The sequence below is a fragment of the Sinisalibacter aestuarii genome (assembly GCF_027923545.1).
GTDB classification, from domain to species: Bacteria; Pseudomonadota; Alphaproteobacteria; order Rhodobacterales; family Rhodobacteraceae; genus Sinisalibacter; species Sinisalibacter aestuarii.
In genome coordinates this window covers 106,698-119,904 of sequence record NZ_BROH01000010.1, presented here as the reverse complement: position 1 = coordinate 119,904, position 13,207 = coordinate 106,698, and the positions used below count along the sequence as shown (strand labels likewise).

The following is a 13,207-nucleotide window of genomic DNA, read 5'->3' as shown; positions in this document are numbered from 1 at the left end:
TTAATTTCTTGTGAAGTATCGAGCGGAAATAGACGGTCTTCGTAGCATAGCTGTTGTGCCGGTGATTTTCTTCCACGCCGGATTCGGTCCTTTTGCTGGCGGATTCATCGGCGTTGACGTTTTCTTTGTTGTTTCCGGGTACTTAATTACAAGTATTATTTTGCTCGACATCACTAGCAACCGTTTCTCGATATTGAATTTTTATGAGCGTCGCGCCCGGCGCATCCTCCCTGCGCTGTTTGTAACTATGGCGGCAACAGCGCCGTTCGCATACTTTTTCATGATGCCCGGCGAGTTTAATCTTTATGGGAAGACGCTTGTAGCGGTCAGTCTTTTTTTTTCGAATTTTCTGTTCTGGCGTAGCTCGGGATATTTTGCAACGGATGCTGAGCTGAATCCGTTGCTACACACATGGAGCCTCGCTGTTGAAGAGCAGTTTTATATTGTATTCCCAATTGTTCTTGTAGGTCTCTGGGCCCTCGGCCGACGTCGCGCCGCGTTCATGACGGTTCTTGCCCTGGCGCTTATAAGCTTCATACTTTCCGAAGAACTGTCTACAAGAGCCGCTTGGGCAAACTTCTATTTGATTCCTTCTCGGTCTTGGGAACTACTCGTAGGTTCAATAGTTGCATTCTGGGGCTTCAGAGAACAACGAGACGTTCGCTATTTCGATCATCTTGGAGGAGCACTTGGGCTCTGCTTGATACTTGTATCTTTGTTTGTAATTGACTCGACGACTCCGTTTCCCTCCCGTTGGACTCTTCTTCCCGTGACCGGTACTGCGCTGGTATTGCTTTTCGCTGTTGAGGGAACTGCCGTATCGCGTTTTTTGTCCTATAAGCCATTTGTGTTGACTGGCTTGATCAGCTATTCTGCCTATCTGGTTCATCAGCCGCTGTTCGCATTTGCAAAAATTCGTATGATTGGTGAGCCCCCGTTATCATTGATGCTTTTTCTTTCTGTTTTGTCGTTTCCGTTGGCATGGGCACTTTGGTGGTTTGTGGAGTTGCCATTTCGCCGGCGAGGTTGTTTTTCCCAGAAGCATATATTTTTAGCCGGTTTGTTTGGAATTCTGGGCTTCGTTGTGTTCGGGGTTGCCATCTCGATGAGCGCGATTGAACAAGGCCATATCCAGCCTAATGTCCGCGCCATTGCCGAGGTCAAAGAAGACACAAATCCGCGCGAGGAGCGGTGTTTTCGCAATATCGATCGGGTCGCAGACCACCCAATAGGTGAGTGTTATAGTGAAGGTGCTTCGCCGGTCGCGATCATTGGTGATAGCCACAATGAGGCATTGTCGGCGTCGCTCCATCCTACTCTTTCAGAGACGGGATATGGAGTGTATGAAATCAGTCGTCCAGGTTGTCCTCCAGTTCCAGGTCTACATAATGCTCTGGATATCGAAAATACTTGTGATAGTCACAACAGGTCGCTTTTCAGTTTTCTGATGGATTCCGATATGGAAACTGTAGTGCTGACTGCGCGTTGGTCTCTTTACGTACTTGGGACGCCGTTTGATAATTCTGAAGGCGGTGTTGAGCATCTCTCGAATTGGTCTGGCATGGATTTGGTCACCGTTTCCAAAGAACGAATTTCACGGGATGATTCCTCTCGGGTTGAAAGGGTCTTGTCACAGCTGAAGAGCGAGGTCTTGGAATTGGCTTCTGAAAAACACGTGGTGCTCGTGTATCCCGTGCCTGAGGTCGGCTGGGATGTGCCCGCTTTGCTTGCGCGCACGGAGCAATTCGGCCCGGGTCAGTTCGATTTTAGTACCGCGTTCAGTCGCTATCGTTCTCGAAATGCTTTGGTCTTGGATTTGTTCGATGGCATTGAACACCCGAACGTTTTTAGGGTGAAACCGGCAGATATCTTCTGCAACACTGTGTCACCTGGGCGTTGTATCTCCGTATTGGACAAGATGCCTCTTTATCGAGACGATGATCATTTGTCGGCTTCCGGTGCTGCACTCTTGGCATCCGAAATACTTCGCGTTGTCAACTCGACCCATGGGGATCCTTAGATTCTGATCAGCTTAGGCGGAGAGAGGTCCAGCACCTGTGACGTGCTCCCCTGAGAAGCCCGGCATTTAGGGTTAGCCTGTTCTCCAACTGAGGAGACAGACGATGAAGAGAAGCCGCTTCAGCAAAGAACAGATCAGTGGGATTTTGAAAGAGCACCAGGCTGGGCTTGGCGCGAAGGAGTTGTGCCGCAAGCACGGGATCAGTGATGCGACTTTCTACAAGTGGCGGTCGAAGTATGGCGGGATGGAAGCGTCCGACGCGTGTATCGGTGAACGTCGAAGCGCCTTGCCGATACGGAACTGCGGACAAGGATGAAAGAACTGGCTGCCGAGCGGTGTCGGTTTGGCTATCGGCGTCTGCACATCCTGCTGAAGCGCGAGGGATGGTAAGTGAACTGGAAGAAGCTGTACCGGCTCTACCGCGAAGAAGGGTTAACCGTTCGTAAACGGGGCGGACGCAAGCGGGCAGTCGGGACGCGGACGCCTATGGCGATCCCATAGAGGCCGAACCAGAGATGGTCGCTCGACTTCATGTCGGACGCGCTGGAAGACGGGCGGCGGTTCCGGGTGCTGAATGTGATCGATAACTTCAGCCGGGAATGTCTGGCCGCCGTCGTGGGCACATCAATTGGCGGTGCGCGTGTCACTCGTGAGTTGGATCGGATCGCCGAGTTGCGCGGTTACCCGTGCATGTGGTCTCGGACAATGGCACGGAGCTGACTTCGAACGCGATGCTGAAATGGCAGGAAGACTGCCAAGTCGGCTGGCACTACATCGCGCCGGGCAAGCCAATGCAGAACGGCTTGGTCGAAAGCTTCAACGGGCGGATGCGGGAGGAATGCTTGAACGAACACCTGTTCCCTTCTCTGCGCCATGCCTGCCGCATGATTGCGGCATGGCGCGCCGACTACAATCACCACCGGCCTCATTCCAGCCTGGCTGGCCCGCCGCCGCACGAATACGTTAACCGGTCCAAGGAAGACCAAAACCTGCACAGAGCTAACTGAAAAAGGCGGACTCCTAGGGGAGCAGGTCACAGATCGCATGAATTCTTCAATGTTGAAACCCGGAGGCAACGGCCCCCGGGTTCCTTTTTTTCGCAAATCCGTCCGAATCACAAATCGACCTATGTATTCGCCGATGTCAAAAAGTCTTCCTAGATCGCGAAGATAAAGTCGGACGAGTCAATGGTTGCACCACCTTGCACCAGGATCGTGTTCAAGGGGTCGCCGGTGATAGAGATTGTGGTTTCGCTACCGGATGGCACAACCGTCAAGCCGCTGAAATCCAGCCCGGCGAAAGCGCTGAAGTCGAGCAGATCAACGCCGTCCTCGAAGTCGACAATGGTATCGTTCCCCCAATTCGGATCGAATACAAACGTGTCTGCGTCGTTGCCGCCATAGAGCACGTCGTCGTCGGCACCGCCGTTGATCGTGTCCACGCCGTTTTCGCCGTTGATCACGTCATCACCTGCGCCACCGTTCAACACATCGTCTCCCGAGCGACCACGAAGGATGTTTGCGTTGCCGTCGCCAGTCAATGTGTCTGCGAAGTTGGAGCCGTTGACGTTCTCAATGCTGATCAGAATATCGCCCGCAGCATCGCCACCGGTACCTACGCCCGACCCGAGGTCAACCTGAACGGCCGCACCAGATTGAACATATTCGGCCCGGTCCTGGCCCGTACCGCCATTGAGGGTATCGGCTCCGGCGCCACCGATCAGCAGGTCATCATTGTCCCCGCCCAGGAGGTTGTCGCTGCCTGCGTTACCGAAAATGACGTCATTTCCGAGACCCCCGGCGAGTGTGTCGGCTCCGCCTCGGCCGGCGATCCAGTTGTCACCATCATCACCGGTGAGATTGTCAGCAAAGTCCGAGCCCTCCATCTCTTCGACGTTAGTGATAAGGTCCCCACTGGCGCTGCCGCCGGCACCGGTACCAAGCGCGAGGTTGACGGTCACGCCTTCCGACGAGGCGTTCCAGGATGCCCTGTCGATACCGTTTCCACCATCGATGAAATCTGCGCCGCCGCCGCCTCTCAGGAAGTCATTGTTGTCTCCACCGCTGAGGATGTCATTCGCACCGCCGCCAAACAGACGGTCGTTGCCAATTCCGCCCTCAAGCCAGTTGGCGCCGCCCTTACCGAACAGACGATCATTTCCACCCTCGCCGGTGATATGATTGTCCGCGGAGCTCCCAAGCAGTGTTTCACTTGCCGGCGTGCCGGGCACAAGAACAAAGTTCGCCGTATCGGTCACATGGATTGCGACGTTCTTGGCTTCCGACGAGTTGACGCCGTCCGACGCCGTGATCGTCACGTCATAGACGTTGTCGCCGCCGGTATCGACCGGAGCACCAAACAATGGAACATCTGCGAAATGAAGCTCGCCGTTTGCCGAAAGATTGAACGCCCCGGCGTCGACACCTCCCAGCGTGTATGTGATTTCTTCGCCCGTGGTATCCAAGTCGGTCGAGTTGGCATAGTAGATCGCCGCAACCGGTGAGGTCACTTCGGTGACGTTCACACGGCTGGCCCCGACCATCACCGGCGCGTTGTCGTTAACGTCGTCGACAACGATCTTGAGGTTGAACTCCGATCCGCCAGAAGCGTCGGCAGCGGTCACGGTCACGTTGTAGAACTGTTTCGCCTCATAGTTGATGAAGCTTCCAACGCCGCCACCGATGAAGATCAGCTGGTTCCCGCTGCTCCCGGCACCGCCAGGAACGATATCGAAGAGCGCGGCATCCGGGCCAAGAAGTCCAAGCGTAACAGCACCGTTCGGACCGTCGGAGTCAATGATATCGAGATCACCCACAACGGTGCCAACACCCGGCACGGGTGTGCCGTCGACGAAGTTCGTATCTAGCTGAAGCTCGCCGATGATGGTTGTGCCGTTCTGCACCCTCTCAACCGTGTTCGGAAGATTAACGAGCGGCGCGAACTCACCAGTACTGATATCAAGTAGCGCGTCATCGAACATCGCCCATTCGATACCGGTGAGAGTATCGGTACCTTCCGTTCCTGCAGTGTCAGTGACGGTGGTTTGACCAGGCAAACCGGAACCAAACGTAAAGTCGTCAATGGACCCTCGGAACAGCGCGATGTCCTGGCCAAGGCCGTCACCAATCAGCCGGTCATCGCCTTCGCCGCCGATAAAGGTGTCGATACCGAGACCACCGGTGATCCGGTCGTTGCCGGCATTGCCGTTGAGAATGAGGCCGATATCGTCACCGACGATGATGTCGTCCCAGATCGTACCGCGGAGCTCTTCGATATCGAGGAAGGTGTCCCCCAACGCTTCACCGGTCGAAAGCGCCGGATTCAGCATGTTGATGGTAAGGCGAACGCCGGTCATGATCCCCGGGTCGGCATCAGCAAGCCAGTCCTCGTAGTTGGCGATATCGTAGCCGCCAACGCCGCCGTCGAACGAGTCCGCGCCGGCACCGCCGAACAACATGTCGTCGCCCGCGAAGCCCTGGAGCCGGTCGACCCCGAAGCCGCCGAACAGGATGTCGTCGCCGTCGCCGCCGTCGAGGCCGTCGTCGCCGGCATCGCCGTAGAGGATGTCATCACCCTCTTGGCCAAGCAGCCCGTCGTCCTGGGCACCGCCATGCACGATGTCATCGCCGGGTCCGGCGAAGATCTCGTCGAAGCCAGCATCGCCGAACAACACATCATTGCCCGAGTTGCCATTGATGATGTCGTCGTCAGCGCCACCGTGGATCTCGTCGTCGCCGGCGTCGCCGCGCAGCTTATCGAAGCCGGCGTCGCCCCAGATAATGTCGTTGCCGGCGCCACCATAGACGTGGTCGTCGTTCTCTCCGCCGAAGAGCGTGTCATTGCCACCTTCGCCGTAGATCATGTCGTTGCCAGCACCGCCTTCGATGACGTTGTCAGAATGCGTGCCGGCCAGAATCTCCGAATAGTACCAATTGGCTTGTGTAGGCGTTTTCAGAAGATCAACTGCGGCGGTCGCGCCCATCTCCACCAGATCATCTGGTGTGCCGAACACGTCCCCATTCAGATGAACAGCATCGCCGCTGCGCATCATCAGGTCGGCAAGGGTTTGACCTTCAATCTCGGCGAGTAGGTTGCCACCGATCCGCGCAAGGTAGTAGAACCGGTCGCCATTCTGGAGCGCGATCATCTGCTGAGCGAAAACGAAGTCAAACGTCGAGCCAAGTAGTCCGAGCGGGACTTTCTTTTCGGCCAGGCCGCCGATCCAGAGATCGATATTGTCGACACCGGAGGTGGCAGCATCTTCATTCATGAAGGCCGCATCGTTGTCGATGAGATCTTGGGCGGCTGAGCGCATCGCCGTGGTGTTTCCACTTGCACGAGCCGTGTCGAGGGTTGCGTGCGTGCCGTATGCAGCAATGAAGTTGACCAGCGACCCCTCGTTCAGAAGATTGCCACCGAAATCAGCCCAACTCTCATAGGGACGCAGGCTCGCCTCACCGCCAGTCTGCGCGAAAAGATCAGCGCGCAGCTGGTTCAGCGACGGCAACCCTACCTCACGGCCACGGGCGATGTTGATCGCGGCGAGGTCGAGTGGCAGACCGACCAGGAAGTTCCGCAGTGCATCGGTGACAAATTCGTCGATCCGCGCGCCCTGTTCGAACTGGCCACCTTTCAGGAAGTCGCCGGCGCCGAACTGGTTGAACATCTCGGGGTTCAGAAACGCGTTCACGAGAGTCAGGTCTACAACGTCGCCGGTCGTGTTCATCGTCTTCACGGTATCAGTGAGCTGCGAATGCCCAAGGCGATAGACGGCCTGCGAGAATTCTTCCGTGATGTTCGGATTGATGTTGATGTCGTATTGCGCGAACGCATCGATGTTCGGACTCATCCGGCGACCGAATTCCTCGAACACGAGATGCTGATATTGCATCTCGTTGGCGAGCTTCGTCGCTTGGAATTTCATCTCCCCGGTCCACTGCGCCGCGAACGTCGGATCGAGCTGGTTCTGCTGGGAAATCCAGTCTTCGATCATGTGAAGGATGCGGGTGTGTTCGCCGTGGAACGCCTGGTGGATCGCCGTGAGCGCAGCATTCTCATTGACCCGCGGGTCGCCGGAAACGTAGTGCGCGTCGAGGAGTTCATTGTCGTATTCGTTCGCAGCTGGCGGAATAGTGTTAATGACGTTGTCACCATCAGCGATCTTGCCGCCATCCGGATTCGCGAAATGCGCAATGTCGGCAAGGAATGCCTGCCCGGTGCCAGCGCCCGGCAGGAATTGTCCAGTCGCCACATCCCACATCGTCCAATCAGGGACGTCGAGCACATGGGCGTCGGTCAGCATCTCCGTCGGAAGGGTAACGCCTGCTGCCGTCGCTTGAGCCTGGGCCCACTTCAAAGCATTCGCTTTGATGTCCGCCCAAGTCCCCATGCCTCCGTCGACGCCATGCACGAGCTCGCCAGTCGCCTCGCCGTTCATGTCGTATTCCATGAGGTAGAACGTCGTCGTCGCCTTGGACCCATAAGTCTGACTCTGTTCGACGAACGGCGCGGTGTGGTTGATTGTGTTTCCGTTCGCGTCAACTTCGCCGCGGTTAAGCGGAATCACCCCGGGACCGGGCATGTCCGGCGTCGGGATCGTGAGCGAGTCGCCGCCACGGCTGATGAAGTCCAACCCATGGTCGAAGAACTGACCGAAGAATGTGAAAAGGCTGTTTTCCGGGAGCCGGTCGACTGAGCGGTCGCCCTGCGTGAGAAGCGGCGCAGTGTCGGTGGCCGGGTTGTTATTGGTCATGTCGACGACCAAGTTGCTGATCAGGCGTTCTGACCCGTCGGTCACGATGGGACCGGTCGAGGCGTAGGCGAGCGGGCTCGTTGAATCCGACCAGTTCACAAAGGCGTGGTCGACCATCCCGAACGTCGAGGGGTCCACGATATTGCCGAACTGATCCACAAGCGGCAGGCCAGAGATGTTATTGTTCGAGCCGTCGATCGTCCTGATGCCAATCGGGGCCAGCGGGTCGGCGCCGGGCGCCGGAGTGTCCCCGGCGTTCACCTGATCGAACATGAAAAGCAGGTCATTGATTGTAAGATTTGCGGTCATAATAGTATCCCCTTGCGCTCCACCCGGTCGTTCCCCAACAACCATCGACATGTGGATTCTGAAAAATTAGGACTTTCGCCTGTTCAAAAGTTACATGCCTTGGACTAAGGGCCTAAATTAAGATTTCTGTAATCTCGGACCCGATCGTCCGGACTTCCCCGGTTTCAGGCTATAAAGGCCACAAGGTGTATTTGCGGCCAACCACCTATAATCACCGGGCTTTTTCTACGATCTCGATGATGCTGAGGATGCAACTCGCGCGCGCACAGACACGTAAGAAACAAGATGTTTCCGAACTGTGAACGCCAGGTGGGGTAACGTTTTGATTCGCGCGAATGCTCTCGGTAACAACTTGTTTAATATAGGTTTTACGAAGGGTAGGACCTTCGATGGGCGGAGATGGGCACGGCCGGAGCTCCTGTGATCCTGCCGGGAACTTCACAATTGACGGGTGGAACCTCCGTGCCTAAGATGGAAACCTACCGAAATTTGTGCGGTATATACGGATTATTTCATTTGTTTGCTCGGCCATGCCGCCGGGTTAGAAGTTACTGAAAGCCCTGGGGGGGGTGAAGTGATGGGTGCATTTTCGCGCCGGGAAGTGAGCCCGGTCGTTGTCTATGGCGTAGACTCTTCAACAAAGGTCGAGGCAGAACACTATCTCAATACGGTGCAAGACCTGGGTCAGGTGGTGCCGGTATTTGTGAGTGCGGCCGATATGGAGAATCCGCTTCGGTTTTCCGGATGTTCGATGTTTGTGATGATGGGCTGGAATGCGCTGGAACATGAAGTGCGTATACTCCAGGAATTCCGGAAAGCATCGCCTCATATTCCAATCATCGTCCACGGTCGCAGGAATGATCCACAAATTCGCATGGAAGCTTTTGTGCAAGGAGCCGACAATTTTGTCTCTTCGGATTGCCCCAGTGCTGAAATCCATGCGAAAATTCAACGCCTTTGGAGGCTTGCCCATACCAAACGTGACAAGGAATCCACAATCGAAGTGCATGGCCTCGAGGTTTGGCCGGAAGAGAAGGTGGTGCTGAAGGAGGGACGTCGGGTCCAACTCAGCAAACGAGAGCTCGACATGTTGGTTTGCCTGGCAAAAAAACATCCGCAGGCAGTGTCACGTCAGACACTCGAGCGTGAAGTATTTGGCTGCCGCGCTGATCCCGGCACCAATGTTGTAGCAGTTCACATGCACCGGCTTCGGAAGAAAATTTCCGCGAACGGAAAGTTGCTTCGGACCGTGCCCGGAGGCTACCGGCTGACTTGGCTCTTGGGGATTACATCAAGTCAGGTGTGGGCGGACTCGATCAGTCTCCTGGCATTTTCCTATTGAGTTAGAGACTAATTGAAAATTGGGAGCGCCGCGTTCATATTTCAGCGTCGTACTATGTGGAAAATTGGGCCATGAAACTCGATGACAGTCTTGTCGGGGTATCGCTTCCGTTTCGCGCGAGGAGTATTTGATGTGATACTTCGTCTTCGTTTCATCTGAACATTTCTTTTTCGGTTTGGCATGCCGGGCCCGGATAGGCGATTTCCAGTTAATAATTTCCGGGGTCTGCTTCCCAAGAAAACAAGGAAATTCGCCAAGCATATTGTGAAGACAAGTGTTTGGCGGTTTTTGGTGAACAAGGCGCGAGAACCTTTCAAGTAAGTCGCATGGGAAAAACGGACGTCGAGTGCCGCTGCGCGCGTTCGCAGGTGCTTCCGAAGACCTCAGGCCAAAGTCTGAGACGTAGTTGGGAAAAATGCTGAATTTCCCTCCGCCACAAGTCTATACTGCGTCACAAACCCGCTCTTATGCGAGGCATCAGGTGTTTGACTTCGACAAAGCATGTTGGCAGTTGGCGTGTTATCTAGGTGCGTCCTGTCCGACGCCCCCACAAGCAGGCGACTGACGTGAAGATTTCCATCGTTACAGCGGTCTACAATCGCGTCTCGACCATCGAGGCGTCCATGAGGTCTGTCCAAGCACAGGCGGGCGTGGAAATCGAACACATCATTCAGGATGGTGGATCGACGGATGGTACGCTCGATGTGGTCTCGCGGCTAGCCAGGGTCAACACTCATCTCGAAAATGCCCGCGATCGAGGTATCTACGATGCCATCAACCGGGGTATTTCCCGATCGACCGGTGACATCATCGGTCTCATGCATTCTGATGACGCCTTTGCGGCTCCGGATATCCTTGCCGATGTTGCCCGCGCTTTTGAGGATCCTATGGTTGATGGTGTCTACGGCGACCTCGACTATGTGTCGGGGGATGACGCCAATAGGATCATTCGCCGATGGCGCGCGGGCCCTTTCGATCTCAGAAAAATCCGCCGCGGCTGGATGCCCCCTCACCCTACGCTTTATCTGAGGCGCGAGGTATTCGACCGCTGGGGTAACTACGACCCCGATTTCCGGATTGCCGCAGATTACGATGCGATGCTGCGGTGGATCTTGCTGGGACGGATCAGACTGACTTATGTGCCCCGGGTCTTTGTAAAGATGCGGGTCGGTGGGGCCTCGAACCGTTCGATTTCGCAAGTCGTCAAGAAAAGCCGCGAGGACTACCGCGCGATCCGTCGAAACGGCGCTGGCGGGATTGGAACGCTCGCTTGGAAGAACCTTTCAAAACTTGGCCAATTCGTAGGTAAACGAGAAGCTCCATGACAGAACGGGCGCTCGTCACCGGCAGAGCCGGACAGGACGGTTCCTACCTCGTGTAGTTCCTCCTTGAAATGGACTACGAGGTGCATGACCGCCACACTGCCCGTGCAAACTGGATCGTCTAAAACTGGAGGTTTCCGCTAAGTGCCCAGGCTGGGAGACGAGCGGAATCGCATGAAAGCATCGAAGGTCACCGACGTACAGAAAGCCTTCATCCTGAAGCAGAGCGAGCAAGGCACACCGGTCGTGGAGATCTGCCGCAAGGCCGGAATCAGCTAGGCGACGTACTTCAACTCGAAGAAGACGTATGGCGGTCTGTTGCCCGGCGAGATGCGCCGGCTGTGCGTTACGGCTATGCGGGCCGGAGCCCATCCGTCGGTACCGCGACCCTGGTCTCGCGCCCCATCAGCTCAAGCAGAACCCAGGCGCGCCGATCCGGTGTGATCCGCTCGATCGTCGCCACGAAGTCTGCAAACGGGCCGGCGGTAATGCGCACGCCCTGACCTTCGCGCAATCTCTCGCCGGGCAGTAATATGCCCTGCGCATCGCAGCGCGCGCGGAGCGCGTCCATGATGCCGCGATGGACCGCCACCGGGCCGCGCCCCAAGCCGACCAGGCGGGTTATCCCCTGGGTTGCATTGATGGCGCGCCAACCGCCAAGCGTGGCGTCGAACGCGACGAAGACGTAGCCGGGAAACAGAGGCTTCAGAGCCGTCTCGAACCTGCCGCCCCGCCGCTTCGTCTCCTCGACTTGCGGCAGGAAGGTGCGAAACCCCTGACGGTGCAGGTTGCGCTCCGCAATCCGCAGCGCATTTGGCTTCAGCTGGGCGAGATACCAGTCTTCTTCGCGGGGTTGCGCGGACATCACGGCTCACTCGGTTCAGGTCTGAGCGTATTCAGCACCGAACTCGCCGGAAAACGCAAGAAAAGTGATGCGTCTAAGGTCAATGTCACGCGGAAAAGGACTATGCCGTCGCGGCAATCCGGTTTTGTGTTTATGCGTCTATGCCTACATCTTGATTGCAGTCTTCGGCACGCGGCCGCCCCCAAATCGAAGCCGGATCGGAATAGGGGCCGGATTCTGTGAGATATTCGACATCCGGCGAAGAGCGCGGATGCAGGTAGAATTTTTGTGACGGTGCAATAACACGAAACGTCTGCCTATCAGATCGTATTGCCCCCCATCGGTCCCGGAAACCACTACCCAGATGGACCCGACGCAGAACATGCACTAACACTCGAACTGGACCACGCAGCCTGGGCCGGCCATCAGCAAGTATTTACCTGCAATGTCTTCGGAGCCTGGGGCGATAGAATGCGTAGAGATGGGTTGGGACAGAAAATGAAGAAAGCGCTGATCACGGGTATCACAGGGCAGGACGGATCCTATCTGGCGGAGTTTTTGCTTGAGAGGGGGTATGAGGTCCATGGTATCAAGCGGCGAGCATCGCTATTCAATACCCAACGTGTGGACCACATTTACCAGGACCCTCATGTCAACAACTCACGATTCATTCTGCATTATGGCGATCTGACCGACAGTTCGAATCTCATTCGAATTATGCGGGAAACAGAGCCTGACGAGGTATATAATCTCGGAGCTCAAAGCCATGTTGCTGTGAGTTTTGAAGCCCCGGAATATACCGCTGACGTGGATGCGATCGGAACTCTGCGCTTGCTCGAAGCGATCCGCTTTCTAGGGTTGGAAGAAAAAACGCGCTTCTATCAGGCCTCGACCTCGGAGCTTTATGGTCTTGCGCAGGAAACCCCTCAACGGGAGACCACGCCCTTCCACCCCCGCAGCCCCTATGCGGTGGCAAAGCTTTACGCTTACTGGATGGCGGTAAACTATCGTGAGGCTTATGGCATGTATGCCTGCAACGGAATCCTTTTCAACCACGAGAGCCCTCGCCGGGGGGAGACTTTTGTCACCCGCAAGATCACCCGCGGGCTTGCGAATATCGCTCAGGGGCTTGAGCCCTGTCTCTACATGGGCAACATCGGCGCGCTGCGTGACTGGGGCCACGCGAAAGACTACGTGCGCATGCAATGGATGATGCTGCAGCAGGATGCGCCTGAGGACTTCGTCATTGCCACGGGCAAGCAGTATTCTGTGCGCGAGTTCATCACATGGTCGGCAGCGGAACTCGGCCTGACACTGGAGTTTTCTGGTGGGGGTGTGGACGAGGTTGGCACGGTAACCGGGATCGCAGGGGGTGATGCTCCCGCGCTATCGGTGGGCGATGTGATCGTGCGGGTTGATCCGCGCTATTTCCGTCCGGCCGAAGTTGAATCCTTGTTGGGAGATCCGAGCAAGGCGAAGGAAAAACTGGGATGGGTGCCGGAAATCACGGCACAGGAGATGTGTGCTGAGATGGTTGCAGAGGACCTCAAGACGGCCAAGAGGCATGCACTGCTCAGGGCTCACGGGCTCGAACTGCCGGTGAGCGTGGAAGGTTAGC

Annotated in this window: 6 protein-coding genes and 2 pseudogenes; 6 read left to right on the top strand and 2 right to left on the bottom strand. The window is 56.2% G+C overall.

Translation table 11 applies throughout. The features are described 5' to 3' along the window. Positions 1–10 precede the first annotated feature (10 nt). Both QMG28_RS15670 and QMG28_RS15665 read left to right on the top strand, forming a co-directional pair. Positions 11–2,020, top strand: a complete 2,010-nt coding sequence (locus QMG28_RS15670) for an acyltransferase family protein (protein WP_281843259.1) — start codon at positions 11–13, stop codon at positions 2,018–2,020. A gap of 103 nt (positions 2,021–2,123) precedes the next feature. Then, positions 2,124–3,027, top strand: a pseudogene (locus QMG28_RS15665) (IS3 family transposase). A gap of 149 nt (positions 3,028–3,176) precedes the next feature. Here QMG28_RS15665 and QMG28_RS15660 read toward each other — a convergent pair. Continuing rightward, positions 3,177–8,081 (bottom strand): peroxidase family protein, encoded by a 4,905-nt coding sequence (locus QMG28_RS15660; protein WP_281843258.1) that lies wholly within the window; start codon positions 8,079–8,081, stop codon positions 3,177–3,179. A gap of 577 nt (positions 8,082–8,658) precedes the next feature. Between QMG28_RS15660 and QMG28_RS15655 the strand changes: the two genes are divergently transcribed. The 3 genes and pseudogenes from QMG28_RS15655 to QMG28_RS15645 form a co-directional block, all read left to right on the top strand. Further along, positions 8,659–9,423 carry a response regulator transcription factor gene (locus QMG28_RS15655; protein ID WP_281843257.1) on the top strand — a complete coding sequence of 255 codons (765 nt, stop codon included), beginning with the start codon at positions 8,659–8,661 and terminating at the stop codon, positions 9,421–9,423. A gap of 566 nt (positions 9,424–9,989) precedes the next feature. Further along, positions 9,990–10,748 carry a glycosyltransferase family 2 protein gene (locus tag QMG28_RS15650; RefSeq protein ID WP_281843256.1) on the top strand — a complete coding sequence of 253 codons (759 nt, stop codon included), beginning with the start codon at positions 9,990–9,992 and terminating at the stop codon, positions 10,746–10,748. Between the two features lie 171 nt (positions 10,749–10,919). Then, positions 10,920–11,087: pseudogene (locus QMG28_RS15645) on the top strand (transposase); the annotation flags it as partial. Between the two features lie 10 nt (positions 11,088–11,097). Here QMG28_RS15645 and nusG read toward each other — a convergent pair. Then, positions 11,098–11,610: a transcription termination/antitermination protein NusG gene (gene nusG, locus QMG28_RS15640; protein ID WP_281843255.1), complete on the bottom strand. Its 513-nt coding sequence runs from the start codon at positions 11,608–11,610 to the stop codon at positions 11,098–11,100. 477 nt (positions 11,611–12,087) lie between these two features. Here nusG and gmd point away from each other — a divergent pair, with 477 nt between their 5' ends. After that, positions 12,088–13,206, top strand: coding sequence for a GDP-mannose 4,6-dehydratase (gene gmd / locus QMG28_RS15635; protein WP_281843254.1), 1,119 nt, complete (start codon positions 12,088–12,090; stop codon positions 13,204–13,206). The last annotated feature ends 1 nt before the right edge of the window (position 13,207 follow it).

Excerpts from the sequence above, each read along its gene's own strand:
- QMG28_RS15660 (WP_281843258.1), bottom strand. The coding sequence starts at position 8,081 with ATGACCGCAAATCTTACAATCAATGACCTGCTTTTCATGTTCGATCAG.
- QMG28_RS15655 (WP_281843257.1), top strand. The coding sequence starts at position 8,659 with ATGGGTGCATTTTCGCGCCGGGAAGTGAGCCCGGTCGTTGTCTATGGC.
- nusG (WP_281843255.1), bottom strand. The coding sequence starts at position 11,610 with ATGTCCGCGCAACCCCGCGAAGAAGACTGGTATCTCGCCCAGCTGAAG.
- gmd (WP_281843254.1), top strand. The coding sequence starts at position 12,088 with ATGAAGAAAGCGCTGATCACGGGTATCACAGGGCAGGACGGATCCTAT.